Source organism: Microbacterium sp. NC79, assembly GCF_019061125.1.
Taxonomy (GTDB): domain Bacteria; phylum Actinomycetota; class Actinomycetes; order Actinomycetales; family Microbacteriaceae; genus Microbacterium.
Genome location: NZ_JAHQYI010000002.1, coordinates 394917 through 419733, shown reverse-complemented (window position 1 = coordinate 419733; position 24817 = coordinate 394917). Strand labels below are relative to the sequence as shown.

General features: G+C 65.0%; 25 protein-coding genes. 8 read left to right on the top strand and 17 right to left on the bottom strand.

The annotated features are described in order from the left end of the window. Positions 1-97: 97 nt before the first annotated feature. Positions 98-253 (top strand): hypothetical protein, encoded by a 156-nt coding sequence (locus tag KTJ77_RS12205; RefSeq protein WP_217338809.1) that lies wholly within the window; start codon positions 98-100, stop codon positions 251-253. 31 nt (positions 254-284) lie between these two features. Here KTJ77_RS12205 and KTJ77_RS12200 read toward each other — a convergent pair whose 3' ends face one another. Beyond that, a complete protein-coding gene (locus KTJ77_RS12200) occupies positions 285-590 on the bottom strand; it encodes a hypothetical protein (RefSeq protein ID WP_217338808.1) in 306 nt (101 codons plus the stop codon). 161 nt (positions 591-751) lie between these two features. Between KTJ77_RS12200 and KTJ77_RS12195 the strand changes: the two genes are divergently transcribed. After that, positions 752-1051: a chorismate mutase gene (locus KTJ77_RS12195; RefSeq protein ID WP_217338807.1), complete on the top strand. Its 300-nt coding sequence runs from the start codon at positions 752-754 to the stop codon at positions 1049-1051. Between the two features lie 156 nt (positions 1052-1207). Here KTJ77_RS12195 and KTJ77_RS12190 read toward each other — a convergent pair whose 3' ends face one another. The 6 genes from KTJ77_RS12190 to KTJ77_RS12165 are packed head-to-tail and all read right to left on the bottom strand — an operon-like array spanning position 1208 to position 6910. Further along, complete coding sequence (locus tag KTJ77_RS12190) at positions 1208-1936, bottom strand: tyrosine-protein phosphatase (RefSeq protein WP_217338806.1); 729 nt, start codon at positions 1934-1936, stop codon at positions 1208-1210. Then, positions 1923-2711, bottom strand: coding sequence for an ABC transporter ATP-binding protein (locus KTJ77_RS12185; RefSeq protein ID WP_254367773.1), 789 nt, complete (start codon positions 2709-2711; stop codon positions 1923-1925). Before KTJ77_RS12185 ends, KTJ77_RS12190 begins: the two co-directional genes overlap by 14 nt. After that, positions 2708-3514: an ABC transporter ATP-binding protein gene (locus KTJ77_RS12180; protein WP_217338805.1), complete on the bottom strand. Its 807-nt coding sequence runs from the start codon at positions 3512-3514 to the stop codon at positions 2708-2710. Before KTJ77_RS12180 ends, KTJ77_RS12185 begins: the two co-directional genes overlap by 4 nt. After that, positions 3511-4383: an ABC transporter permease gene (locus KTJ77_RS12175; protein WP_217338804.1), complete on the bottom strand. Its 873-nt coding sequence runs from the start codon at positions 4381-4383 to the stop codon at positions 3511-3513. Before KTJ77_RS12175 ends, KTJ77_RS12180 begins: the two co-directional genes overlap by 4 nt. Beyond that, positions 4380-5390, bottom strand: coding sequence for an ABC transporter permease (locus tag KTJ77_RS12170; protein ID WP_254367829.1), 1011 nt, complete (start codon positions 5388-5390; stop codon positions 4380-4382). Before KTJ77_RS12170 ends, KTJ77_RS12175 begins: the two co-directional genes overlap by 4 nt. Then, positions 5390-6910 carry an ABC transporter substrate-binding protein gene (locus tag KTJ77_RS12165; protein WP_217338802.1) on the bottom strand — a complete coding sequence of 507 codons (1521 nt, stop codon included), beginning with the start codon at positions 6908-6910 and terminating at the stop codon, positions 5390-5392. The genes KTJ77_RS12170 and KTJ77_RS12165 overlap by 1 nt, the downstream gene beginning before the upstream one ends. A 101-nt stretch (positions 6911-7011) precedes the next feature. Between KTJ77_RS12165 and KTJ77_RS12160 the strand changes: the two genes are divergently transcribed. After that, positions 7012-7830 (top strand): GntR family transcriptional regulator, encoded by an 819-nt coding sequence (locus KTJ77_RS12160; protein ID WP_217338801.1) that lies wholly within the window; start codon positions 7012-7014, stop codon positions 7828-7830. Between the two features lie 47 nt (positions 7831-7877). Here KTJ77_RS12160 and KTJ77_RS12155 read toward each other — a convergent pair whose 3' ends face one another. From KTJ77_RS12155 to KTJ77_RS12120, 8 genes are all read right to left on the bottom strand, one after another. Then, positions 7878-8762: a metallophosphoesterase gene (locus tag KTJ77_RS12155; protein ID WP_217338800.1), complete on the bottom strand. Its 885-nt coding sequence runs from the start codon at positions 8760-8762 to the stop codon at positions 7878-7880. A 112-nt stretch (positions 8763-8874) separates the two neighbouring features. Further along, a complete protein-coding gene (locus KTJ77_RS12150) occupies positions 8875-10191 on the bottom strand; it encodes an acyltransferase (RefSeq protein ID WP_217338799.1) in 1317 nt (438 codons plus the stop codon). Between the two features lie 227 nt (positions 10192-10418). Continuing rightward, a complete protein-coding gene (locus tag KTJ77_RS12145) occupies positions 10419-11090 on the bottom strand; it encodes a response regulator transcription factor (RefSeq protein ID WP_217338798.1) in 672 nt (223 codons plus the stop codon). Continuing rightward, positions 11087-12343, bottom strand: a complete 1257-nt coding sequence (locus tag KTJ77_RS12140) for a sensor histidine kinase (RefSeq protein ID WP_217338797.1) — start codon at positions 12341-12343, stop codon at positions 11087-11089. The genes KTJ77_RS12145 and KTJ77_RS12140 overlap by 4 nt, the downstream gene beginning before the upstream one ends. A 124-nt stretch (positions 12344-12467) precedes the next feature. Next, positions 12468-13154, bottom strand: a complete 687-nt coding sequence (locus tag KTJ77_RS12135; RefSeq protein WP_217338796.1) for a hypothetical protein — start codon at positions 13152-13154, stop codon at positions 12468-12470. Then, a complete protein-coding gene (locus tag KTJ77_RS12130) occupies positions 13151-14044 on the bottom strand; it encodes an ABC transporter ATP-binding protein (protein ID WP_217338795.1) in 894 nt (297 codons plus the stop codon). Before KTJ77_RS12130 ends, KTJ77_RS12135 begins: the two co-directional genes overlap by 4 nt. Then, on the bottom strand, positions 14044-14418 hold the full coding sequence (locus KTJ77_RS12125) for a GntR family transcriptional regulator (RefSeq protein WP_217338794.1): 375 nt from the start codon (positions 14416-14418) through the stop codon (positions 14044-14046). The genes KTJ77_RS12130 and KTJ77_RS12125 overlap by 1 nt, the downstream gene beginning before the upstream one ends. 121 nt (positions 14419-14539) lie before the next feature. Further along, positions 14540-15769 (bottom strand): MFS transporter, encoded by a 1230-nt coding sequence (locus tag KTJ77_RS12120; RefSeq protein ID WP_217338793.1) that lies wholly within the window; start codon positions 15767-15769, stop codon positions 14540-14542. Between the two features lie 194 nt (positions 15770-15963). Here KTJ77_RS12120 and KTJ77_RS12115 point away from each other — a divergent pair, with 194 nt between their 5' ends. The 5 genes from KTJ77_RS12115 to KTJ77_RS12095 all read left to right on the top strand — a co-directional run bounded on the left by KTJ77_RS12115 (position 15964) and on the right by KTJ77_RS12095 (position 21948). After that, complete coding sequence (locus KTJ77_RS12115; RefSeq protein ID WP_217338792.1) at positions 15964-17790, top strand: GAF domain-containing protein; 1827 nt, start codon at positions 15964-15966, stop codon at positions 17788-17790. A 100-nt stretch (positions 17791-17890) separates the two neighbouring features. Next, a complete protein-coding gene (locus KTJ77_RS12110; protein ID WP_217338791.1) occupies positions 17891-19159 on the top strand; it encodes a hydroxymethylglutaryl-CoA reductase, degradative in 1269 nt (422 codons plus the stop codon). Further along, a complete protein-coding gene (locus KTJ77_RS12105) occupies positions 19156-20118 on the top strand; it encodes a hydroxymethylglutaryl-CoA lyase (RefSeq protein ID WP_217338790.1) in 963 nt (320 codons plus the stop codon). The genes KTJ77_RS12110 and KTJ77_RS12105 overlap by 4 nt, the downstream gene beginning before the upstream one ends. A 13-nt stretch (positions 20119-20131) precedes the next feature. After that, positions 20132-20563, top strand: a complete 432-nt coding sequence (locus tag KTJ77_RS12100) for a hypothetical protein (protein ID WP_217338789.1) — start codon at positions 20132-20134, stop codon at positions 20561-20563. After that, entirely contained in the window at positions 20560-21948 is a 1389-nt protein-coding gene (locus KTJ77_RS12095; protein WP_254367772.1) for a tripartite tricarboxylate transporter permease, read from the top strand. The genes KTJ77_RS12100 and KTJ77_RS12095 overlap by 4 nt, the downstream gene beginning before the upstream one ends. A 229-nt stretch (positions 21949-22177) precedes the next feature. Here the strand turns inward: KTJ77_RS12095 and xylB are convergent, their stop codons facing one another. Both xylB and xylA read right to left on the bottom strand, forming a co-directional pair. Next, positions 22178-23614 (bottom strand): xylulokinase, encoded by a 1437-nt coding sequence (gene xylB / locus KTJ77_RS12090; protein WP_217338788.1) that lies wholly within the window; start codon positions 23612-23614, stop codon positions 22178-22180. Beyond that, a complete protein-coding gene (gene xylA / locus KTJ77_RS12085; RefSeq protein ID WP_217338787.1) occupies positions 23611-24801 on the bottom strand; it encodes a xylose isomerase in 1191 nt (396 codons plus the stop codon). The genes xylB and xylA overlap by 4 nt, the downstream gene beginning before the upstream one ends. Between the last annotated feature and the right edge of the window lie 16 nt (positions 24802-24817).

Here is a 24817-nt window from a genome sequence, read left to right as displayed (position 1 = left end):
GCCAGCGTGCGGTGATCGATCCGGCCCCTTCTTTCAAGCGCGAGACTCGTTCGACATTGAATCGACGTCGCTGGGGCTCGACGGCACGCTGCTACTGATGGGACTTCTGACGTACGTTGCTCACCCTGGCGTGCGTGCTGAGCTCGCCGCGGGCGCGCTACCGTCGCGACTGGTTGATCCGCCGATCGGACGCTCGGCCACGCCCATGGCGGTGGCCGAGCCGATCCTTCGCGTTTACGAACCGCGCGGGTGATCCCACTCGGCGAGCGGGGGCACGGTTCGAACTACTTGATCTCGGCCTGGCAGGCGGAGATGATCTCGGTGAGGACTTCCTGAGTCTTCTCGTCGTTGATGTTCTTTTCCATGTCCTTGAACTCGTCGAGGGTGAAGTTCTCCTGCAACGTTTCAAGTGAGCATTCGCAGTACGCCGTCTGGCCACCACTGCTCTCTTCGCAGCTGGTCAGGAAGTTTTCGGTCACGTTGGCGGGCCAGCCGCCATCGCCATCGCCACCAGCGGAGCCGGAGCATCCGGTCAGAGCGGCAATGGTCAGCGGAACAGCAAGGATCAGGGATGCGAGTCGTCGATTCATGTTCGGATGCTATCAGCCAGCTGTGAACCCCGGACAGAGTCCTGGCGGTGAGCGACGCACGTTCCTGCCCGCAGCGAGTACAGCTCATTCGCTGACCGGCAGGGCTGGCATCGTTACGCCTTGTGAACATCGCGTTCACAGAAGCGTTCTAGGCTGGAGCCATGACCGCGGAAGACCCCACCACCACGCTGCTCCGCCTGCGCGCGACGATCGACAACATCGACGCCGCCCTCATCTTTATGCTGGCCGAGAGGTTCCGTGCCACGCAGCAGGTGGGTGTACTCAAGGCCGAACACGCGATGCCCGCGTCAGACCCGAACCGCGAAGAGCAACAGGTGACGCGCCTCAAGCAGCTCGCTGAGGCCGCGCACCTTGACCCCGAATTCGCCGAAAAGTGGTTCAACTTCGTCGTCGCCGAGGTCATCCGCCACCACACCAAGACCGCCGAAGAGCGCGCCTAACCCTTCGCGCCTCCTTTCCGCGCCATCCGTCCGCGAAGCACAGTTCGGTCGGCGAGATACATGCGGCGCGGACGGGTTTCGCCGACCAAACTGATTCTCGGCGGTGAGGCCGGGGTGGAACGGGCTGCAGGGGGCAGGGGGTGCCGGGCTGTCGAGCTACGGGGCGATGAGGGCGGATGCGAGGGCGGTTAGGGAGGCGTCGGTGACGCCGTTGGCGCGCAGGAAAGCCTCCGACGAGCCGTGCTGGTGCTCCACGCGGGCGAACATCGTGATGAGGAGCTCGGGCGGCGAGGCCGTCGCCTTGTGCGCGGCCATGCCGGGAAGCGATGCCGGGTCGTGTCCGGCGAAGAGGTCGGCGAGATAGTCCGCGCCCAGGAGGCGCTGGGACGCCGAGAAGTCGTCCAGAATCGTGTTGCGATCGACGTCAAGAACGTCGAGCATGAGCGCGCTGATCACTCCGGTGCGGTCTTTTCCTGCCGTGCAGTGCAGCAGCACGCCGTCATTCGCGCCCGCTGCAATGGTGCTCACCGCGGCGCCGAGCTGGCCACCAAATGAGTTCACCATGTGCCCGTACAGCTCATCGAGCGTGTCGAACGGAAGATCGCGCAGCTGATCGTCAAACACCGGAATGTGGTGCACGGTCAGCTCATCGTGCTGCCACGCACCGGGCGTGCGGGCACGTTCGCCCGAGTCACGCAGGTCAACGATCGTACGCACACCGGAACCAACAACATCGGTCGTCGCCGTGGCGGGCTCCCGCATCGGAGCAGCAGAACGGAACACCCGATCGGCGCGAACATGACGGCCATCGCGCGTAGTAAAGCCGCCGACCGGGCGGAAGTTGTGCAACGCAGGGGGAGTGGCAAGCGTTTCAGTGGGAGTCATGGGTGCGGTCCTCTCGACGGGGAAGTAGGGGAACACTGGCGAGAAGTTCGCGGGTGTAGTCGGCTTGCGGATTTTCGAGCACGTCGCCGACCGGCCCGTGTTCGACAATACGTCCGGAGCGCATCACGAGCGCATCCTTACAGAGACCATCGACAATGCCGAGGTCGTGGGATATCACAATCAGTGTGAGTTCCTCATGCGCGGCGAGGCGGCGCAACAGTTGCAGCACGTGCGCCCGCACCGAAACATCGAGGGCGCTGACCGGCTCGTCAGCAATCACGGTCTCCGGGCGTGGGGCGAGCGCACGGGCGATCGCGACACGTTGACGCTGCCCACCGGAGAGCTCACGCGGCAGGCGCTGGGCAAACTCTTCGCCAAGCCCCACGGCGGCCAGCAGCTCGAGCGTGCGAGAGCGCGCATCCCACGTGGGGCGCAACGCGCGCACCGGCTCCGCAATAATGCGGCCCACCGGCATGCGCGGGTTCAAGGACGCAAACGGATCCTGCAGCACCACCTGAACACGTCGGCGAAAGTCTCGCGACGCTTTATGGCGACCAACGGGAACCTCCTGGCCGCGATAGTTGATGGTTCCGGTCGTCGGGCGGTTAAGCCCCAGCAGCATGCGCGCCAGCGTTGTCTTGCCGGACCCGGATTCGCCGATGATGCCGAGGTGGCGCCCCGGCTCCACCGTGAGCGAGACGCCGTTGACGGCCGGCTTCGACGAGCCGGGATATTGCATCGAGACGCGCGACGCGTCGAACAACAGCGACGTCATGCCGCCACCGCGACGCGCTGGGTCGCGGGCTGCCAGCTCGTCGCGTACGCGGCGTCGACGAGACGTGCGGTGTAGTCCTCGCGCGGGTTCGTCAGCAACTGCTCCGGGGTTCCGGTTTCGACGATGCGACCCGACTGCATCACCACGATGCGGTCGCAGCGCGATGCCGCCACCGCCATATCGTGCGTCACCAGAAGAACGCCGGCACCGCTGCGCTCGGTGAGATCGCCCATGAGCTCGAGCACGCGCGCCTGCACGGTGACATCAAGCGCCGTGGTTGGCTCATCAGCCAGCAGCAGCGAAGGGCGGGTCGACATCGCCATCGCGATCATGACGCGCTGACGCTGACCGCCGGAAAGCTCGTGCGGGTACCGGCGAATGATGTTCTCCGGGTCGGGCAGACCCACCATGTCAGCCAGCGCGATCGCCGTGCGGCGAGCGGAACCGGGGCGCAGCTGCCCGTGGGCGCGCAACGGCGAAACGAGGTGGCGGCCGATCGTGGTGAGCGGGTCAAGCGCTGTCTGCGGCTCTTGGAAAACGCATCCGACGGTGCGGCCGCGGAGCTTGTGCAGGGTGCGGGCGGAAGCGCCGATGACGTCGGAACCATCAACGATGATGCGGCCTGTGGCGGTCGCGGGCGGCGGGAGGAGTCCGAGCGTGGCGAGGCACGTGAGCGACTTGCCCGAACCGGATTCACCGATCAGGCCGACGCGCTCGCCGTGCTCGACGCACAGAGACACGTCGGTGACGACGGGCCGTCCAGCGATCGTGATGGACAGATTTTCGATGGCGAGGAGAGTCATGCAGTCACCTTCTGGGCAGACGGGGCGGATGTGGGAGCGGGGCGCGGCGTTGCGCGCGCGGTGTTTTCGAGGGCGTCGCGGAGGGCATCACCGATGAGCGCGAAACCGATCACGAGGGTGGTGATCGCGATGCTCGGAGCGATGAGCACCTCGGGGCGCACCAGCACCTGTGACTGCAGATCAGACAGCGTGCGACCCCACGACGCGGTCGGCGGCGGCGTGCCGAAGCCGAGGTATGACAGGCCCGCTTCGGCGAGAGCGGCCACCGACAGAATCTGGGTGGCGCGTACGAGAAGTGTCGGTGCCACATTCGGGAGCAAATGCGAAAACACGATGCCCATGGTTCCGACACCCCCGGCACGGGCGAGCGTGACGTAGTCCGAAGCGAGAATGCCGCGCAGCTCCGAGACCATGGTGCGGGCGACGACAACGCTGCTACCGAGGCCGATCGCGATCGATGACGTCCAGATGCTGGCGCCGTACGACGTCACCAGGATGATCGCGAGCACGAGCGTGGGGAAGGCAATGGCAATGTCGATGCCTCGTTCCATCACGCCCGACGTGCGGCGCGGGGCAATCGCCGTGCTGAGGGCGAGCGGAACCCCGACAGCGATGGCAATGACGGTGGCGAGAACGGTGGCAAGCATGGTGGCTTGAGCGCCAGCGAGCAGGATGCTAAACAGATCGCGTCCGCCGGCATCGGTGCCGAGCCAGTGTTCTGGCGACGGCGGCAGCCAGCGATCAAGCGGTACGAAGGCGGTCGGGTCATACGGCGTCCAAAACAGCGACACCATCGCGGCGAACGTGGGGATGGCGACCAGGGCAAGGCCGACGATGCCGAGCGGGTGGCGGAGAAAGCGGCGAATCATGAGGCACTCCGAACGCGGGGGTCAAGCACGCGAGAGAGCGTGGTGAGAACGACGGTGGTGATCATCACGAGCGCGGTAAGCACGAACAGGGTGCTCTGAATTGACGTGATGTCACGGTTGCCGACGTCGCTGAGCAGCATGCCGCCGACTCCCGGCAGCGCGAAGATTTGCTCGACGATGACGGAGCCCATCAGAATGCCGGCAATTTCGAGACCGATGATGCCGAGCAGGGGGAGAGCGGCGTTGCGTGCGCCGTGGCGAACAAGCACGGTGCGGAGCGGCCATCCCTGCGCGAGCCCGGTGCGCACCCAGTCCTTCAGCAGGATGTCAATCGTGACGCTGCGGACGAATCGCACCAGCACGGCGGACTGTCCGATTGCGATGGCGGTGGCCGGAAGGATGAGTGAGCGCAGCGCCTCCATCGGGTCAGCCCAGCGGTCGGCAGGGAAGCCCTGCACAGGGAACAAACGCGTCGGCAGGGCGACGAGGAGCACGAGGGCAAGGCCGAGCACGAACGTGGGGATCGCGGCAGACAGTTGGCTGAGCGCCGTGATCACGCGGCCAAATGCGCTGTCGCGGTAGATCGCGGCGAGCACGCCTACCGGAACGGCGATGACGATGCTGAGCAGGAGCGCCAAAAGACCGAGCGGAACCGTCACCTGCAGTTTTTCGCCAAGCTCGGCGGCAACTGAGCGGCCATCGAGGGCACTCGTGCTCAGGTCGCCGGTGAGTACGCCACCGAACCAGTCGAGGTACTGCTCCCAGAGAGGGCGGTTGAGGCCCATCTGCTGGCGCAGGGCTTCAATCTGCTCGGGGGTCGCTTCCACGCCGCCGAGGATCGCCGCCTGGTCGCCGGGAAGAACAGCCAGAAAACCGAAGATGGCCATGCTCGCCACCACGAGAGAGGTGATCAAAACGATCACCTCTCCCGCAATGTAGCGAGCCGTGCGCTGGGCGCGGATCATGGTTCCGCGCCCAGCGTGTAACGGTGCCGCTGTGAGGGTCATCACTCGGCGATCGTGATGCCCGAGACCGGGAAGTTGGTCGAGTTGCGGTCGACCGCGAATCCGGCAACGTCGGAGCCAGCGACGATGATGTTCTTCGGCGAGTACAGCCAGTCACTTGCTGAGTCTTCGGCAACGAGTGTGACAGCGTCACGCATGGCTTCGTCGCGCTCGTCTTCGGTGAGCGCGGTGCGGGCGTCGGCGATCAGGCCCTGCACCTCGGCGTTGTCGTAGCTCCAGTAGTAGTTCGGGTTGGCGTAGTACGTTGCCGTGGCCGGGTCAACGTGCAGCACCATCGTCATCTCGAACTTCTTGTTCGTGAAGACGTCTTCCAGCCAGGTGGCAAACTCGACGGTTTCGATCGTGACGTCAATGCCGACCTCGGCAAGCTCAGCCGCGATGAACTCGGTGATGATCGTGTCGTACGTGTTCGAGACCGTCAGCGTCAGCTCGAGGTCTTCGTAGCCCGCTTCCTTCAGAAGCTTCTTGGCCTCTGCGGTGTCGAATGCCGCGGTGTCGGTGGCGTCAACGTGCCACGTGTCGCTCGGCACCGTGATGGTTCCGACTTCCAGCGCCTGCCCACCGAGCACCTCAATGAGCTCGGTCTTGTCGATCGAGCGACGAATCGCCTCGCGCACACGCTGATCCTGCAACGACTCAACGGTGTGGTTGAACCCGAGCGTCATCCAGCTCGTTGACTCACCCTCGGCCACCTGGAATGCGTCGTCGGCCGCGAACAGTTCGGTCGTTTCTGGCGAAGCGCCAACCAGCACATCGAGCTCGCCGCCGCGCAGGGCCGTTGCTGCCGTGGCCTCATCGGCGATGTAGTGGAACACCACGCCGCCGTTGCTGGGAGCGTCGCCCCAGTAGTCGGCGAACGGTTCCAGCGACAGCGTCGCCCCGCGGTTCCACTGACCGAGCGTGTACGGGCCGGTACCGTTCGTCGCCGACGCGAGGTCAACCGTCGAGGTCTGCGACACGATGTAGCCGGCGCCCGTGGTGAGGGTTTCCAGGAAGTTAATGTCGCGCTCGGCGAGCACAATCTGCACCGTGCTGTCGTCGGTAGCGGTAACCGAGACGACGCCGGTCATGCGCTTGGCGTCGGGGTTTTTCGAGTCGTCGGCGCTCGCGGCGGTGAGGGAGGCCACCACGTCATCCATCGTCATCGGGGTGCCATCGTGGAAGACAACGCCATCGCGCACGGTGAACGTGTAGGTGAGGCCGTCTTCCGAGATGTCCCATTCGGTGGCAAGCGCAGGAACAATGGTGCGGTCTTCTGTCAGGCCAACGAGGCCCTGGTAGACGTTGCCGCGCATGACCTGCACGAGGCCAGCACCCGACGTTGTGGTGACGTCGAGGCTCGTGGGCTCCAGGCCCACGCGGATGTCGACGATGGCAGTGGGGTCGGCGGCTGTGGTGGGCGCCGAGGTTTCGGGAGCCGCGTCATTTGCGGGCGAGGTGGAGCAGCCGGCGAGCAAAACACCGCTCAGGGCTAGGGCGGTGAACGCAACAGATCTGCGCATGGAATACCTTTCTGTTGTGGGGATTGCATCGCAACCCCGCACATGCTGTGCAGGACATCTATATGTCTAGATGTCCTGAGTGACGCGAAAGGGAGTGGCAGGTGAACGAGCGGCAAAGTGCCCGTGACTCAGCGCTGTCTGGCCTGCCGGTTTATCGTCGAATCGCTGCTGAACTGTGGCAGGAGATTCAAGATGGCACGCTGCCGGCCGGCACTCGGCTACCCAATGAGAACGAATTGGCGGCACGGTTTGGGGTGACGCGCCTCACGCTTCGGCAGGGTGTTGTTGAGCTGCAGCGCCTCGGTGCCGTAGAGATCCGCCGCGGCGTTGGCACGTTTGTGACCTCGCCGCCCGACCTCGTTGAGATCGTGGCGAGCGTGCCGGTGGCGCGCCAGTCATCGGACTCGCTGGCCGACGCACTCGACCTCAATCTGCCGCCGGTCTCGGCCCGCCCCGTTCGCCAGGTTGACGAGGTCGTGTTGCATGCGGGCCCCGCGACCGAGCCGCTCCCCGACGATGTGATCTCGGGTCTTGGCGTTCCCCTCGCTGACCTCCGACGCCTCGACACCGTGATGCTCCACAGCGGTCGTCGTTGGATCTCCAACAGCTACTGGTATCCGGCATCGCTCGGTGACGTCGAGGCGTTGGTTTCCCAGCACGGACTCGTGGTGCGCGGACTCGTCGAGGGCCTTGGCCTCGAACTGCGCTACCTCTGGCGCGCATTCAGCGCGGTCGGTGCCGACTTCGCCGATGCCGACGCGCTGGGGGTGCCCACCGGAACCGCGCTGCTGGTTCGTGATGGCGTGACCGCTGATACCACTGGTCGCCCGGTGTTCTACGTGCGCCGCCGCCTCCGCGGCGACGAGGCCAAGTTCGTACTGCGCTACGACACCGAGCCGGTCGCGCACGACGACCTGTAAAACTGCGCTTCTGGTTCCGAGGTTCTGGGTGGTTCCGGAACGAAGGCTTAGGGGGTGGGACGGCCGGCGGCGGCGATGATGCGGGCGACCGTCTCGCGGTCGAAACGGAACACTTCGAGGGCAGCTTCGTGACGCTCGATGAACGGAACCACCCGTGTGCGGGTGCCGCGGATTTCGATTACCGCGCCGCCGAAGGCAAGCTCGGCCGACTCTTCAGCCGGGTCATCGAGTGAGCGAGCAATGTTGGCGACACCCGGAGCGACCACCACCGGAATACCGTTGACCGTCTCGACGATCGGGTGGTGATAGTGGCCGCTTAATACGACGCGCACGTCAGAACCCGCGATGATTTCGATGAACTCATCGGCGTCGTGGGGGTCAAGCGCGAGGGCCTGCAGCAGGTCGGTCTGGGCGTCGACCGGGGCGTGGTGCATCACGATGACGGTGCCGTTTTCTGCGGGGGTCGCGAGGATGTCGCGGAGGAACGTGAGCTGTTCTGCTTCAATGTCGCCGTATCCGCGGGCGGGCACTGAGGTGTCGAGCACGATCACGCGCCAGCCGTTGCTTTCGGTGACGGACGCGATGGGGCGGGCGGGGTCGGTGCCTGCGAGAACACGTTCGTGTGCGTCGGGTTGTCCGCCGCCCAACACCTCCCGGAACGCTTCGCGACGATCATGGTTGCCCATCGTGAATACGGCGCGGGCGTCGCGCTCGCGTGCCCATTCGCCAACGATCGTGCGGGCGCGCTGGTACGACTCGACGGTTCCGTCTTCGCTCACGTCGCCCGCGACAACCACGAGATCACAGGGCTGCTCAGCGACGTGTGCGAGCGCGGCCGTGAGCTGGGCGGCGGTGTCGACGGTGTCGTAGTGGCGGGCGTTGTCGCCGAAAAGGTGCGTGTCGGTGAGGTGCAGAATGCGCAGCGAGGTCATGTGGCTACCGTCTCTCACTTGGGTTAATGAATGGCGACATTAACGCAAAGATTATCCGGTGCGCCGCGGCGTCGTTGGGTAATGCCTGGCCCGTGAGCCGGCATGCGCCTGGTTAGCGTGTGCGACCGGGGCGGCGCATCACGAGGGCGAGCGCCGCGGTGATGGCGGCCGTTGCAATGACCCAGGCTCCGCCGACGGAACCCAGACCGAGCGTGAGCACGACACCGGCGATGGCGAGCAGGGTTGCGGCGGTGACGCCACCGCGGCCGGCGGGTGATGCGGTGATGCGGCGACGTTCCAGGCGTCCGGCGAAAGACGCCACGGTAAAGACGGCGATCCCGACGACCAGGAACCAGAGTGGGCGCGTGAGCCACCAGTCGGTGCTGACCGGAACCGGGAGGGCGAAGGGCGCATTGATGAGAGCGCCGGCGATGGCGATGGTGACGAGCATGTGCCAGCTGTAGATCGTCATCGAGCGTTCGCCGATCCAGCCGACGAACTGCGCGATGGCCGGCAGCTCGCCGATGCGACGGATGGCGGTGCGCAACTGGAGGAAGATCATGGTCTGCACAATGCCAACCAGCACCAGCACGCCCATGGGCGGGTTGAGCGCGGCGTATAGGTCGGTCGGGTAGAAGCCGGTGAGCATCGTGACGACGATGGTGGCGACGGCACCAATGCCCATGATGCGCTTGGCGCGCGTGCCGAGTCGATCGAGTGTTCCGTCGGCGAGCGCGAAGCCAAACTGCTGTGCGAAGAGCCAGACAAACGCGAAGTTCAGGGCACCGATCGCGGCAATGTCGGTGGTGACGCGCACAATGTCCACCACAAGCGCACCGAGCGCGAGAGCGAGGAGGGTGACGAGCTTGTTACGTTCATGCAGCCACACCATGGCAGGAACCAGGGCGGTGACACCGATGTAGACCGCCAAGAACCAGAACGGCTGGCTAATGCGGAAGCCAGCGGTCGCGATGATGTCGGGGGAGACGCCGGCGACGGTCAGCGCAGCCAGAAAAACGGTTACAGCCGCAATCGCGGCGCCCGCGGGAATCAGCAGACGCATGAGGCGAGCCGCGATGTACGCCGACGCGGTGGTTCCGCGTGCACGAAGCCGGCTGTACTGCGTGTAGGAGGCGAAGCCGCCGAGCACGAAGAACAATGGCATCACCTGAGCAAACCAGGTGAGCACCGGCCAGCCTGCCCAGTGCTCCATCGCGTTCTCGAGAACCGGGGTGCCGTTGGCGTCGAGACTCACGCCCACCATGAAGGCGTGCAGGGCGACGACGATAACGAGGAGCACGGAACGCGTGGTGTCGACAGCGATATCACGCGCACCGCCGATGACAGGGAGCTCGCGTGGGGCCCGCTGCGTGCGGAGCGCGCCGGTGAAACGCGAGACGGCGGTGGGGCGCGGAGCAATGTCGACCATACCCCTACGGTGGGCGACAAGTGTGTGCCAGGGCATCACCCTGCGGGGTTGACCTCACTAGTACCGCAGTAGGGGGTGACGGAACCACCGGGTGGGCCCGTCGGTCGTTCAGCGAGGACGCGCAGTGATCGAGTCGACACGTGGTGACGTGATGCAATTCATCGGCAGAGGCGCGTTTCGACGCACTGCGCTCGCTCGATAACCGGCGGGCGCATGAGGCGACGGTGTTAGCTGGAGCGCTCGACGAGGCCAGCGTCATACGCGAGGATGACGGCGTTGACCCGATCGCGCAGATCCAACTTGGTGAAGATGCGGCTGACGTGGCTCTTCACGGTCTGCTCGGCAAGAAAGAGCGACTCCGCGATCTCCCGGTTCGACAGGCCGCGGCCGATGAGCACGAGAATTTCGTGCTCGCGTTCGGTGAGATCGTTGAGCCGGAGCGCATGCCGGTTGGTCGCCGGGCGGGTGGACGCGAACTTCTCGAGCAGGCGCTTCGTGATCCGCGGGGCGAGGAGAGCGTCACCGGCGGCGACCACGCGGACGGCATTGACCAGCTCTTCCGGGAGCGCATCTTTCAGGAGAAAGCCGCTCGCTCCCGCGTTCAGGGCATCGTGCACATACTCATCGGCATCGAAGGTCGTGAGGATGAGGACTGCGGGGGCGGGGCGATTATCGCGTTCGGCTGCTGCCAGAATCTGTGCGGTCGCATCGATGCCGTTGAGATTGGGCATGCGCACATCCATCAGCACGACATCGGGACGCAGCTCGCGCGCGCGTGCAACGCCTTCGGCGCCATCGCCCGCTTCACCGACGATCGTGATGCCGTCGTGTGAGCCCAAAATCGCGGCGAAACCTGCGCGCACCATTGCCTGGTCATCAACGATTAACACGGTGGTCATAGCGATACTCCCCTGGTGGTGTCGCGCGGAATCGTTACCCGCACCGCGAAGCCGCCGTCCGTCAGCGTGTCGGTCTGAACGGTTCCGTTCAGCACCTGCAGGCGCTCGCGCATGCCGCGCAGACCCTGTCCGCCACGGAGTGTCGACTGATTGTGCTCTGGGGCGCGGGAACCATCGATGACCCGCGTTGAGGCGGCATTGGCGACGGTGAAGGCGCGGTTCGTGCTGGACTCATCCCACGTGATGGTGATGGGTGCGCCTGGCGCGTGCCGAGCAGCGTTGCTGAGGGCCTCCTGCACTGCGCGATACACGGTGAGGCCCAGGAGCGGGTCCGTGCGCTCTGCGGTCGCGAGGTTCCATTCGCCTGTAACCGTGATGGTTGCGAGGTCGCGGGCGCGATCAACGAGGGAAGACAGATCGGCAAGCGTGGGCTGTGGGTTCGAGGCCGCCCCGGAACTTTCATCACGCAGCACGCCCAGGATGGAGCGCATGTCTGCCATTGAGGCGCGCGCGGTGGCGGCGATGTCGTCGAACTCGGCGATCGCGTCTGGTGGCAGGTTGGAGAGGCGGTAGCGCGCACTTGCGGCGCGAACCTGGATTGCCGACATGCCGTGTGCGACGACATCGTGCAGTTCGCGAGCGATGCGGGCTTTTTCTTCTGCGGCCTCGCGCTGGGCGATTTCAGCTGCCGAAAGTGCGCGCTCGGCGACGAGTTGGGCGCCCACAATCTCCCAATTGCGCAGGATGATGCCTGCCAGCGCCATCACGAGCGATGAGGCAGCGAATACGACAAGGTCTGCGATGATCGCGCCGCTTGGCGCATTCGCGCTGAGCGCCTCCGCCGTCGAGACGATGACCAGCAAGACAGCACCAAACCAGCCAATCGTGACGACAAACCAGCGCGTCCGCCATCCGACCAGGAGCCAGATCAGGGAGACGGCGATGGTTGTGGTGACCGATACCGGCCATGGCGCCTCGATGGTGAATGCCGCTCCGCTTGTCAGTGCGGTGGCACTCACAAGAGCGGCGGCAACGCCGCCCCACGGTAACAGCAGGGCAAGCGGAACCGCGCCGGCGAGAACCAGCGAGAACAGCAGTGCCGTGACGACAGGCACGTCATAAACGGTGACGCCAAGAGGGGCAGAAACCGCGAGAAGCGCGACGGAGAATGCACCGACCGCTACCCACAGCACGATGTTCGCGCGCCCCGGAAGCACCCGCCACCGCGACGTTCGTTCTGCCGTATTGCTCATGATCTCCGCTCTGCTTCCAGGCTAGTCGCCCCGCCCCGCATCCTCGCCCCGCGAGATGAAAGGTTCCGCATTCACGCGAGAAGCCCTCGGAACCTGGAGATGGTTCCGAGGGCTTCTGCAGGTGCTACGGAGTTGCGCGTCGTAGCGGCAGGTAGGCCGCCGTTGCAAACACGACGGTGAGACCCAGCAGCATGAAGGTGAGGCCGGTGACTCCCGCGCTCATGAAGAACCCGGCGACGCTTCCCCAGAGTTCAAACTTCGTGATCAAGAACACCACGCCCACAAGCACGAGACCAAGACCGACGAGCCCGACCGTCAATGCGGGTGCTCCCCAGCGGCGGTACACCGTTGCGAAGAAGAGGCCCATCGAAAACAACAACATCGTGAGGGCGAAGTAGAAGATCCCGGCAATCACGGGGCCGGCGTGCCACAGCCAATCCAGACGGAAGAAGTAGCTATTGAAGCTCCACCCGTTGGTGGCGTCTTCAAGCAGCCCGCCGATGACGAACACGACAGCCATGATGCCGGAGGTGATTGCGCCAGCCGTCATGGTTCCGATGTAAAACTCGCGACGCGTGATGCTCATGGCCTGCGAGAACGGAAACGTTGCGGCCATGGCCATGACGCCCGCGCTCAGCATGTACCACATCGGAGCCTGGGCGCCACCGCCGAACTTAGGCTCGTCGGTCGGAATCATCCAATGGATGAGCAGCGTGATGATGAACGTGCCACCGAGGATGATCAGCGGAATCCAGATGAATGTCCAGCGGTTCACAAACTGCATGCGGGTGACGGTGCCGATGCGACTCATCGTGCGACCTCCTTCGACTCGGCTGCGGCCTGGGTCAGGCGCACAATGAGTTGTTGCAGAGAAACGGGGGCGAGCTCAATGCCGGTGGCTGCGAGCTGGGCGCGCTCATGCGGCGCGATGTGACCGAGCACGGTGAGGCTGGTGACGTTACCGAGTGATTCCCGATGCAGCACTTCGCGGCCAGCGGCGAACGCTTCGACGGCGGTGCGATCGCCGACGATGGCGGTGGCGCGGTCGCGGACGTCATCGGTGGACTCATCCATGATGATCGTGCCTGCATCGATCACCAGCACACGTTCGATGAGGTTGGCGACCTCGTCGATCAGGTGGCTAGAGAGGATGATGGTGCGCGGGTGTTCTGTGTAATCCTCCAGCAGTCGGTCGTAGAAGATCTGGCGCGCGACGGCGTCCAGCCCCAGGTACGGCTCGTCGAAGAACGTGATCTCGGCGCGTGATGCGATGCCGATGATGACGCCGATCGCCGACAGCTGACCACGCGAAACCTTCTTGATGTCCCGGTCAAGGGGGAGTTGGAAGTCGGCGATCAGACGCTGCGCAAGCTCCTCATTCCAATTCGGGAATATGAGCGATGCGGCCTGAAGGGCGTTGCGTGCACGCCATCCGTCGGGGTAGCGCTGGCTCTCGCGCACGAAGCACATGCGACTCAGGACCTTCGCGTTTTCGTACGGTTCTTCACCGAAAATGCGCACCTCGCCAGAGGTGGCGAAGTTCTGCGCGGTGAGGATGGACATCACCGTGGTCTTACCTGCGCCGTTGCGTCCGAGCAGGCCGTAAATGGTGTCCTTTTCCAGCGTGAAACTCACCTTCTCTACCGCGGTGGTGGTGCGGTATCGCTTGGTGAGGTTCTTGACTTCGACAACGGTTGTCATCAGTTTTCCCCTTCTGTCTGTGCGGCACGGTCTCGAATGAGAGCGGCCAAGTCTTCTGCGGTGAGCCCGAGCTTGCGGGCTTCAACCAGGAGTGGATCGACGAAGCGGTCTGCGAAGATGCCTCGGCGTTCGGTGAGGAGTTGCTCTCGCGCTCCGGAGGCGACGAACATGCCGATGCCTCGGCGCTTGTACAGGACTCCCTTGTCAACGAGCATGTTCACTCCCTTCGCTGCGGTCGCCGGGTTGATGCGATAGAACGCGGCGAGTTCGTTCGTGGAGGGGGCTTGTGCTTCTTCAGCGAGTGAGCCATCGACGATCGAGTCTTCGACCTGCTCCGCGATCTGAAGAAACAGTGGCTTACCTTCTTCGATCACGATCACCTCCACTTGGTTGGTTAGTTACTCGACTAACTAACCATATAACCGGACGAATCCGCAAGGGGTTTCGGCAACTTGTTTTCGCAGTCGCGAACCGGGCACCTTTCCTGATCGCGCGTCAGAGAGCGGTGCGGGCGGCGCGGCCGGTGGCATCGCGGCCGAGTCCGAAGGCGGCGATGAGCATCGCGAGCAGAATGAGTGCGCCGACGGTGGCGGCGACGCCGAGCCAGCCCCACGGCTGGAATGCCAGGCCGACAGCCCAGCCGAACAAGCTCGAGCCGCCGTAGTACGCGAGGTTGTAGAGGCTGGAGGCCTGCGCCCGGCCGGTGTGGGCAATCGCCGGAATCCATCCCGAGGCGATGGCATGGGCCGCGAAAAATCCTGCGGTGAAGATGAGGAGGCCAGCGATCACCGCGATGATCGAGTCGGCGATCGTGATGGCCAGGCCCACTATCATGAGCCCCGATGCGCCGATCAGCACGCGGTAACGCCCGACGCGTGCAGCCAAGCGGCCGGACTGCGCCGATGACCACGTGCCCGAGAGGTACGCAAGAAACAGGAAAGACGAAATCGTCGCCGGGATGAGAAACGGTGGCGCCTGCAGTCGAAACCCGAGGTAGTTGTACACCGCGACGAAGCTACCCATCAAGAGGCCGCCCTGTGCGAAAAGTGCGACCAATCGCGAATCGCGCAGGCATGTCATGATTTTGCGCCCGAGCGGAATGTCGCGGGCGGAACCACGGAGGACGGGCTCGAATCCGCGCGGTGCCGGGGCAAGGAGAAAGAACATGACGCCGGCGACGGCGGCGATGATCGAGACCACGAGTGTGCCCACTCGCCACGTGGCAACCTCACTCAGTGGGCCTGAAATGATGCGGCCAGCGAGGCCGCCCAGGGAGGTGCCGGAGATGTATGTGCCGCTGGCAATGGCTGCAGCGCGGGGTGAGATCTCTTCTGCGAGGTAGGCGAGAGCGATGGCGGGGATACCGCCGAGAGCCGCACCCTCGATGAACCTCAGCGCGAGCAAAGCTTCAAACGTGGGGGAGAACGGAACGATGAGGCCGAGAACCACGGCCGCGGTGATGGCAACCCGCATTGTGTAGCGCCGACCCCGCCGGTCGGCCATGCGTGACCACGGGATGACAGCGACGGCCAGGCCCAACGTCGCCGACGAGACGGCGAGGGCGGCGGTGGCTTCGCTCACCTCCTGATCGGCGGCGAGCTCGGGGAGAACACCCTGCACCGAGTACAGCTGCGAAAACGTCGCGACTCCCGCGGCAAATAGCGCCAAGATGAGCAGACGATAGCCGCGCGAGCCACGGTCATGCCCGTCCCACGCCTCGCTCATAGATTCAGGCTAGCCCCGGTCGTCCGATCAGAGCCGCGACACGAAGCGTGGTGCCTCGGCACCTCGTCTCGAGCCGAGAGGTTTTGTCCGGGCCACTTCGCGATCGCAAAAGGGGCTACCGAGCTTGCAGTCGCGGTGACCGATTTCGCACCGACGGTGACCGCCGCCCGTCGCGGGCGCGAGACAATAGACCCATGACTGATTTGGCCGGTGTTTTGCGTGTGCTGGCGGAGGGCACCCCGCTCGATGACGCCGCCATTCGCGCGGCTCTGCCCGCCGATGCCGAAGCGGCAGACGAACTCATCGAACTCGGTCGCCGCGTCACCGGGCTCCGAGCCCGCAGCGCCGAGCTGCGCGCCCTGACGTCGTCGCTTCGAGACCTGCTCGCCATCGCCGACGCCGAGCTTCTACTCCAGCGCATCGTCGATCGCGCACATGACCTCATCGAGGTCGACGTTGCCTACCTCAGTGTCTATTCGCCCGAGCAGGACGAGCTGTATGTGCGTGCGGCGACCGGAACCACGTCGCCGCGATTCTTGGAGATGGTCGTTCCGGCCGGGGTGGGGCTGGCGAGCCTCGCGGTGCGCACGCAGCATCCACAGTGGGTCGAGGACTATCTCGAGCTGGAGACCGTGCCGCACGATGACGTGATTGACGAGATCGTGCGTGAGGAGCAGCTCCGTTCGTTGCTTGGCGCCCCGCTTGTCGTGAACGGAAGAGTGCTCGGCGTGCTCTTTGCCGCGAGTCGTGAGCCGCATGCGTTCCGGCCTGAAGAGATCTCGCTACTCGCCGCGTTTGCCAGCCAGGCCGCCCTCGTGCTGCATCAGGCGCAGCTTCTCAAAGAGGCCAATGACGCGACCGCGATCGCGGCTGAGCGTCAGCACCAGGTGGAGTGGGCGGCGTCTGTGCACGTGGAACTCACCCGGCTCGTTGCCTACGGGCATGGTGCCGATGAGGTCGTTGGGGTGCTCGCCGACGCGCTCGGCCGCGCCGTCACGTTCGTCGATGAGCAGGGCGCCGTAATTTCCGGCGGCCCCACGGTTCCGTCGCTCGACCCGGAAGTGCGAGCGGCAATCGCGCTCGGTGCCGAATCGGGGCGCAGCGCGATCATCGAATCGGGGGAGTACGAACTCGTCGCACCTGTCATCGCCGCCCCCGCTCGCCCTGGGGCCCTGTTGGTTGCCCGAAGCGACAAACCCGTCACCGAAATGGAACAGCGTACGGTCGAGCGGTCAGCAATCGCCGCGGCCCTCACCCTGTTGCGCCGCAACGCCATGCTGGAGGCCGAAGACCGCGTGCGCGGCGAACTTGCGGTCGAGCTCATCGAGTCACGCACCACCCGCCCCGGCGCGGTACGTCGCGCGGCCGCCCGCGGCTTCGCGGTCGATGCGCCCTGGGTTGTCGCTGCGATTCCATGCCGCGGCGACGAGCGCCGGCGCATCCTCGGGCGCTTGCACCACCGTTCCGATTGGCTTGCTGCTCCCGCGCCAGGCGGCGTGACGGCGCTCGTCAGTGCCGGTGACCGATCCCCAGACGCTGTCGCTGATCTGCTCCGCACCGAGGGCGGATCCGACGTCACTCTCATCGTCGCAACCGACGCCAACAACCTCGAAAGTGCCGCAGCGGGCGCGCGTTCGCTGTGGCGGGCCGCGCAGCTTGCGCGGGGTTTGGGAATTGTGACCGGAACCATGGATGCGGCACTGTTGGCACCATACGCGCTGCTGTTTGATGGTGATGCGACGCGCCTCGCCGCGTTTGTTGAGCAGACCCTCCAGCCGGTGCTGGAGTGGGATGAACGGCGCGACGCGCAACTGTTTGACACCCTCGCCGCCCTCTTCGACGAGCGCTGGTCGCTGAGCGCTGTCGCACGCTCGCAGCACGCGCACCTGAACACGATTAAACAGCGGGTCGCGCGCCTGAAAACCCTCCTCGGCGACGACCTCGACGCGCCCGAGGCACGGTTCCGTCTCGAGCTTGCGGTGCGCATAGAACGTGCACGTCGCGCAGTCAATCAGCCATAGTCAACCCACAAATAGTGGCCACTCTGGACGTATGCCTGAGTGAGGCCTGGTGGTGGGATTGGCAATTGTGGCGATTTTTGCCACAGAAAAGGAAGTTCTCGTGGCTCAGTCATCCCGCCTCAGCGGTCTCCGCAACCTCTCCGTCACCGAGCGTCGTAACGCCGTCATTGAGGCCGTCGGTCTCGACGCCGACGCACTCGCCCCGCTCGCTGGCGAAGGCCTGTCGTTTGAACAGGCCGATCGCATGATCGAAAACGTGATCGGCAAGATCGAGATCCCGGTCGGCATCGCGACGAACATCACGATCAACGGCAAAGACGTTTTGGTTCCGATGGCCACGGAAGAGCCCTCGGTCGTCGCCGCCGCCTCCAACATCGCCCGCATGTCGCGTCGTTTCGGTGGCATCGTCACCACGTCGACGGAACCATTGATGCAGGCACAGGTGCAGCTACTGGATGTCGCAGACCCCGCTGGTGCGTCGGCGCGCATCCTGGAGAACAAGGATGAAATCCTCGCTCTCGCTAACGAGCAAGACCCGCGCCTTGTGCAGGTTGGCGGCGGTGCCCGCGACCTGCTCGTACGTCGCGTGCACGGCCTGCTTGATGACCACCTCATTGTGCACCTCGTCGTCAACGTCGGCGACGCCATGGGCGCAAACGCCGTGAACACCATGGCAGAAGCCATCGCTCCGCGGCTCGCCGATATCGCGGGCGGCCGCTCGTTGCTGCGCATCCTGACGAACCTGGCTGACATGCGCATCACCCGCGCACGCCTCACCATCCACCCCGATGAGGTCGGCGGCCCCGAAATCATCGACAACATGATCGCCGGCGCCAACCTCGCCTACGACGACCCGTACCGTGCTGCAACGCACAACAAGGGCATCATGAACGGCATCACCGCCGCCGTGCTCGCGACGGGCAACGACACTCGTGCCGTTGAAGCCGGTGCGCACTCGTACGCTGCCCGCGATGGTCAGTACCGTGCTCTCTCACGCTTCGAGAAGGACAAGGATGGCAACCTCACCGCGACGCTGGAACTGCCGATGGCTGTTGGTCTCGTCGGTGGCGCCACGAAGTCGCACCCGGCCGCTCGCGCGGGCGTTGCGATCACCGAGGTGACCACGGCGCGTGAGCTGGCTGAGGTCATCACCGCTGTCGGCCTGGCACAGAACGTCGCCGCCGTTCGTGCGCTGGCAGCCGAAGGCATTCAGCGTGGCCACATGGGCCTGCACGCTCGCAACGTGGCTGTTGCCGCCGGTGCTGAGGGTGCTGAAATTGACGCCGTTGCTGCGATTCTCGTTGAGCGTCGTGCCGTCCGTCAGGACGTCGCGGAGACGGTTCTCGCCGACATCCGCTCAGGCAAATGAGTACCGTTCGCGAACTGGGCCTGCCAGCGGTTCACCCGCAGCCGGCCGCCTCGCCCACCACGATCAACGCCGGTGATGCGGTTGAGATTTGGGAGGTCGCCGCGCGCGATGGCCTGCAGGCTGAAAAGACCCTGCTCAACGCCGACACCAAGGTCGAGCTGATCGAGCGCCTGGCCGCAGCCGGCGCCTCGGTGATCGAAGCCGGAAGCTTCGTGCGCGCTGACCGGGTGCCGCAAATGGCGGACTCCGCTGAGGTCTTCCAGCGCACCAAGCACCTTGACGTTCGCCTGCCCGTTCTGGTTCCAAATCTCCGCGGCTACGAAATGGCCCGCGAAGCCGGTGCTGACGATATCGCCGTGTTCCTCAGCGTCACCGAGTCGTTCTCCCAGCAGAACCTTGGTGCGTCCCGCGAGGTCATGGAGAACGCCGTCGCAGGCGTCGTCGAGCGCGCTCTCGCCGATGGCGTGCGCGTGCGCGGATACCTGTCGATGGTTTTCGGCGACCCGTGGGAGGGCGCCGTCGCGGTGAGCGACGTTGTTCGTCTCGCGAGTCTCATGCAGTCGTGGGGCATCACCGCGCTGTCGCTGGGTGACACAAACGGTGTTGCCACCCCCGGCCACGTGCGCACCGTCGTGCGTGCGCTCACGGGTGCCGAGGTTCCGCTATCAAACATTGCCCTGCACATGCATGACACGTATGGGCAGGCGCTGGCCAACGTGTACGCCGGACTGGAAGAGGGCGTGCGCACGTTCGACGCCGCTGCCGGCGGCGTGGGCGGTTGCCCGTTCGCCAAGTCGGCGACCGGCAACCTAGCCACCGATGACCTTGTCTGGATGCTCGAGGGGCTCGGTGTGCGCACCGGCATTGATCTCGACGCTCTGACTGAAACGAGTGCCTGGTTGTCCCGACACCTAGGCAAACCCCCGACATCTCGAGTCGCGACGGCGCTGACCCGCTAAGAGAGGACCTGAATTGGAAAACAAGAACCTGCTGGAGGTGTGGGGAGATACGGTCGACAGCCGTCATCTCTTTGCCTCCATCCTCCTCGGTGCGGGCATTGCCGTGCCGGTGTACCTGCTGGCGGAGTGGGGCTTCGGTGAACTCACCGGTGGCACCGCGGTCGGGCGCTCTTACGCGCTCGTGACCGGACTCGCGGCCTGCGTCGTGGCAGCGGTTGTCGCCGCGAACCTGTTCAAGCCGAAGCGTGTCGTGCTGCTCGACCAGCAGACGCCCGGTTCGCGCGAAGCCGCCATGGACGCCATCGAAGATGAGCTTGGCCCGCTGGGTGACCCCGACGAGCTGCCCGCCGCGACCCTGCAGGAAGTCAAGGAGCTTGGCCTCTACGACGATCTCAAGGCGCAGCACCTCAAGAACGAGGCTAAGGCGAAGGAGGTCAGCGCATGATGGAGATGATTTTCGAGCCCATGCTCTGGGCTCTCGGTATGGCTGCGGTCGGTACCGTGATCTTCGGTCTGCTCGGCCTGGTGTCGGGTACTGATGAAACCGCGACTATTGCGCCACTGACGCTCATGGTGATTCTGCTCGGCGTGCCGCCGGTTGGTGTGTTCGCCTTCTTCATGTCGGCGATTACCGCCAAGCACATCACGCACGCGATTCCCACGACCCTGCTCGGTATTCCGGGCGACACGTTGGCCGCGCCGCTGTTGCGTGACGCACAGATGCTGCGCGAGCTCGGTGTTCCGCACATCGCGCTGCGCAAGGCCATCTCGGGTGGTGTGCTCGCTGCAATCATCGCTGTGCCGATGGCCGTGCTGTTCGCGATGATTCTGACGCCGTTCTCCGACGTCATTAGCGCGATCGCTCCGTGGTTGTTCCTCGCGGCAGCAATTCTCATTGCTGTGCTGTCGAAGGGTCGCTGGGCGGCTCTCATCGCCCTCATCCCGTTCGTGCTGATCGTTGTCGGTCTGCAGGGCTGGGCGACGGGCGTGCTGGGCAAGGGCCTGTCGATCTCGTTCTTCCTCGGTATTGCGATCGGCCCGCTGATCGCAGACCTCGTGCTCGCATCGTCGCCCGGTGGCCGCAAGCTGCTGAAGCGCGACAAGCCGCGTGAGTTCGAGCTCGCCGGTGACGTACGCACGTGGAAGGGCCGCATGCCCAACCCGCTCAAGGTCCTCGACCGCGGACAGATCGGTGGCACCGCTGGTGCAGCCGTGATCTCGAGCGCAACGTTCGTGTTCTCGCCCGTCGCCATGACGGTGCTCATGGGTGAGACCTTCGGTGGTCGCGTTAAGAACGGCTACCGCCGTCTCACGACGATGATGGCCGTGAAGAACGGAACCACGGAGTCGACCTACATTGCTGAGACGCTGATTCCGCTGATTGCGATTGGTCTGCCGCTGTCGCCGATGGCTGCTGGCCCCGCAAACCCGCTGTTCAACGCGCCGCCGGTCTTCACGATCGACGCCGAAACGGGTGCGACCAACAACCTGCACGACATGCTGAACCCGTGGCAGTTCCTGATCTTCGGCCTCATCGCCGTGCTGATCGCCGTACTCATCACGTACCCGTTCGCCATGACCCAGGCGCACCGCGCCGCGAAGTGGATCATGACGAAGGTTTCGCACGAAGCGATCATCGGCGCATTCGCCGGTCTGATCGCGGTCATCTGCCTCTACGAAGGCGGCATCATCGCACTGCTCGTCGCCCTGACGATCGGTCTGGTGGGAGGCCTGCTGAACAAGCTGTTCCAGATGCACACCGGCGTTCAGTTCATGGGTTACTACGTCGCGGCCCTCTCGGTGCCCGCGATCGCAGCCCTGTTCGCATAACGCGTTTGCACAGCGGTGCCGCACTCCTTACGGGGTGCGGCACCGCTTTTTTATGCGTGGTTCCGTTCGGCGTGTCCGGGCCGGTTCGAATTACCAAATGTCGAACAGATGGATCGCGCGGGCGCGTTGGGAGCGATCTCACCGGCGTGTCCGTCGAAAGTGTTCGACATTTGATCACAACGCGGCTGCCCGGCGGGTGAGGGGGAGCCTCAACTGAAGTGCTTTTCGCCTACCCGGCGCCGCCGGTGGTGCGGTAGTCGGCGAGGGCGCGGTTGTAGCGTTCGAGGATTGCGGGATCGTGCGGTTCGGTGTGCACGATCACGTCATCGAGCGGCCACGAAACGTCAGTACCCAATGCGATGCGGGCGGCCTGAAGAGCGGCTCCGCGGGCGACGTACTCAGCCTCGGGGGCCACCGCGATGGCCAGACCCAGCACCCGCGCCATCGCACTGCGGGTGGCGCGCAGCTTGCCGCCGCCGCCGATCAGAATGACCCGGTCAAAGCTCACACCCTGGTCGGCAATCGCGGCAACACCAGCGGCGAGACCACACACCATGCCTTCGATCGCGGCCCGAGCAATGCCCGCACGGGTCGTATTCGCCAACGAGAGCCCGCGTAATGACGCGCGTGCGTCTGGCAGGTTGGGTGTCCGCTCACCGGCCAAGAACGGCAACAGCACGGGTGATTCTGCCGACTCGGCCTGCTCGGCGAGCTCCCCGAATTCGTCAAAGTTAACGCCGAGCAGGGAAGCAAAAGTGCCGACGACCTGCGCCGCGTTCATCGTCGCAACCAGCGGCAGGAACCCGCCGGAGGCATCGGCGAAGCCCGCTATTGTGCCTGTGCTGTCGGCCATGTGATGCGCCACCGACGCGAACGCGGTTCCGCTCGTGCCAATCGACACGATCACATCGCCGTGCTGCGCACCCAGCCCCAGAGCTGCTGCCGCGTTGTCTCCGGCACCGACAGCCACCGCAATTCCGGTAGGAATGGTTCCGGCAACAGCAGCCGTAACCCCCACCGTCTCGCCGGGCTCCGCAACACGCGGCAGCACGGCATCGTGGCCGAGCGCGCGTACCAGCAGATCGCGGTCGTACTCGCCGGTGTGCGGCGACCAGTATCCGGTGCCGCTGGCGTCAGAGCGGTCGGTGGTGAGCGCCGACAGGTCAGCGCCGAGCGCCCCCGACGGGCCGTATCCGCGCAACCGCCACGTCAGCCAATCGTGCGGCAACGCAACCGCGGCAACACGAGAAGCATTCGCTGGTTCCGCGTCGCGCATCCACCGCAACTTCGTCACGGTGAACGAGGCGACGGGCACGGAACCTGTGCGTGCGGCCCACTGCTCGTCACCGATTTCGGCGCGCAAGTCGAGCGCCGCGGCGGCACTGCGGGTGTCGTTCCAGAGCAACGCATCGCGAATCACGGCGCCGTCGGCATCGAGGGCAACGCACCCGTGCTGCTGGCCGCCGATTGAGATCGCGGCAACGTCGTCAAGCCCACCCGCGTCGGCGACCGCAACCAGGAGAGCATCCCACCACGCCTCGGGGTTAACTGCCGTGCCCGCCGGGTGGCTGGCGCGCCCAGACCGCACCTCGCGGCCGGTCTGGGCATCGACAATGACAACCTTGCAACTCTGCGTCGACGAATCGACACCCGCAACGAGTGTCATCGTGCGCCGAGCAGGTGTTCCATTGCCAGCTGCTGCAGGCGAACGAAACCGAAGCCCTTGCCGCCGAAGTACGCGTCGGCGTCGAAGTCTTCGTAAGCCGAACGGTCAGCGAGCAGCTCGGTATAGCCCTCGCCCGGGTTCAGCGTCGGCGTGTTGATCTCTTCGACCTTCGCGGCAGCGAGTGCCTCCTGCACCTCGGGGTCAGCGCGGAACGCAGCGGCGCGCTCCTTCAGCGCAAGGTACATGCGCATGTTGGCCGTGACCGACTCCCACACGCCGTTCTCGTCTTCGGTACGCGAAGGCTTGTAGTCGAAGTGACGCGGGCCTTCGTACGTGGGGCCGCCGTTCGGGCCGCCGAATTCCAGCAGGTCAACGAGTGAGAACGCGTTCTGTACGTCGCCGTGGCCGAATACGAGGTCCTGGTCAAACTTCACGCCGCGCTGGCCGTTGAGGTCAATGTGGAAGAGCTTGCCGGCATCCAGCGCCTGCGCGATGCCGTGGGTGTAGTTGAGGCCCGCCATCTGCTCGTGGCCCGTCTCCGGGTTCAGGCCCACGAGCTCGGGGCGCTCCAGCGTCTCGATGAAGGCGAGGGCGTGGCCAACGGTCGGCAGCAGAATGTCGCCGCGCGGCTCGTTCGGCTTCGGTTCAATCGCGAAACGGATGTCGTAGCCCTGGTCGACAACGTAGTCGCCGAGCAGGTTGACGGCCTCGCGGTAGCGCTCGAGTGCACCACGAACGTCCTTCGCCGCGTCGTACTCGCTGCCCTCGCGGCCGCCCCACATCACGAACGTCTGCGCGCCCAGCTCGGCGGCAAGATCGATGTTGCGCAGCACCTTGCGGAGCGCGAAACGACGCACGTCGCGGTCATTGGAGGTGAAGCCGCCGTCCTTGAATACGGGGTGGCTGAAGAGGTTGGTGGTGATCATCGGAACCACGAGTCCGGTTGCGTCGAGAGCGCCGCGGAGGCGGTCGATTTCGGTGCGACGCTCGGCGTCGGTGCTCTCAAACGGGAAGAGGTCATCGTCGTGGAACGTCATGCCCCAGACGCCGAGGTCAGAAAGGCGGTGAACAGCGTCAACCGTGTCAACCGGCGGGCGCGTGGCGCCACCGAACTGGTCTTGTGCTGGCCAGCCGAAGGTCCACAGGCCGAAGGAGAAGTGGTCTTCGCGGGTGGGGTTGAGAGTCATTGCAATCAGCTTTCGT

What these genes read in the sequence shown, in the direction of transcription:
- KTJ77_RS12195 (WP_217338807.1), top strand. Translation starts at nt 752, where the DNA reads ATGACCGCGGAAGACCCCACCACCACGCTGCTCCGCCTGCGCGCGACG.
- KTJ77_RS12165 (WP_217338802.1), bottom strand. Translation starts at nt 6,910, where the DNA reads ATGCGCAGATCTGTTGCGTTCACCGCCCTAGCCCTGAGCGGTGTTTTG.
- KTJ77_RS12130 (WP_217338795.1), bottom strand. Translation starts at nt 14,044, where the DNA reads ATGACAACCGTTGTCGAAGTCAAGAACCTCACCAAGCGATACCGCACC.
- KTJ77_RS12120 (WP_217338793.1), bottom strand. Translation starts at nt 15,769, where the DNA reads ATGAGCGAGGCGTGGGACGGGCATGACCGTGGCTCGCGCGGCTATCGT.
- xylA (WP_217338787.1), bottom strand. Translation starts at nt 24,801, where the DNA reads ATGACTCTCAACCCCACCCGCGAAGACCACTTCTCCTTCGGCCTGTGG.
- KTJ77_RS12095 (WP_254367772.1), top strand. Translation starts at nt 20,560, where the DNA reads ATGATGGAGATGATTTTCGAGCCCATGCTCTGGGCTCTCGGTATGGCT.
- KTJ77_RS12105 (WP_217338790.1), top strand. Translation starts at nt 19,156, where the DNA reads ATGAGTACCGTTCGCGAACTGGGCCTGCCAGCGGTTCACCCGCAGCCG.
- KTJ77_RS12180 (WP_217338805.1), bottom strand. Translation starts at nt 3,514, where the DNA reads ATGACTCTCCTCGCCATCGAAAATCTGTCCATCACGATCGCTGGACGG.
- KTJ77_RS12170 (WP_254367829.1), bottom strand. Translation starts at nt 5,390, where the DNA reads ATGACCCTCACAGCGGCACCGTTACACGCTGGGCGCGGAACCATGATC.
- KTJ77_RS12185 (WP_254367773.1), bottom strand. Translation starts at nt 2,711, where the DNA reads ATGACGTCGCTGTTGTTCGACGCGTCGCGCGTCTCGATGCAATATCCC.
- KTJ77_RS12200 (WP_217338808.1), bottom strand. Translation starts at nt 590, where the DNA reads ATGAATCGACGACTCGCATCCCTGATCCTTGCTGTTCCGCTGACCATT.
- xylB (WP_217338788.1), bottom strand. Translation starts at nt 23,614, where the DNA reads ATGACACTCGTTGCGGGTGTCGATTCGTCGACGCAGAGTTGCAAGGTT.
- KTJ77_RS12145 (WP_217338798.1), bottom strand. Translation starts at nt 11,090, where the DNA reads ATGACCACCGTGTTAATCGTTGATGACCAGGCAATGGTGCGCGCAGGT.
- KTJ77_RS12155 (WP_217338800.1), bottom strand. Translation starts at nt 8,762, where the DNA reads ATGACCTCGCTGCGCATTCTGCACCTCACCGACACGCACCTTTTCGGC.
- KTJ77_RS12190 (WP_217338806.1), bottom strand. Translation starts at nt 1,936, where the DNA reads ATGACTCCCACTGAAACGCTTGCCACTCCCCCTGCGTTGCACAACTTC.
- KTJ77_RS12205 (WP_217338809.1), top strand. Translation starts at nt 98, where the DNA reads ATGGGACTTCTGACGTACGTTGCTCACCCTGGCGTGCGTGCTGAGCTC.
- KTJ77_RS12150 (WP_217338799.1), bottom strand. Translation starts at nt 10,191, where the DNA reads ATGGTCGACATTGCTCCGCGCCCCACCGCCGTCTCGCGTTTCACCGGC.
- KTJ77_RS12135 (WP_217338796.1), bottom strand. Translation starts at nt 13,154, where the DNA reads ATGAGTCGCATCGGCACCGTCACCCGCATGCAGTTTGTGAACCGCTGG.
- KTJ77_RS12140 (WP_217338797.1), bottom strand. Translation starts at nt 12,343, where the DNA reads ATGAGCAATACGGCAGAACGAACGTCGCGGTGGCGGGTGCTTCCGGGG.
- KTJ77_RS12115 (WP_217338792.1), top strand. Translation starts at nt 15,964, where the DNA reads ATGACTGATTTGGCCGGTGTTTTGCGTGTGCTGGCGGAGGGCACCCCG.
- KTJ77_RS12175 (WP_217338804.1), bottom strand. Translation starts at nt 4,383, where the DNA reads ATGATTCGCCGCTTTCTCCGCCACCCGCTCGGCATCGTCGGCCTTGCC.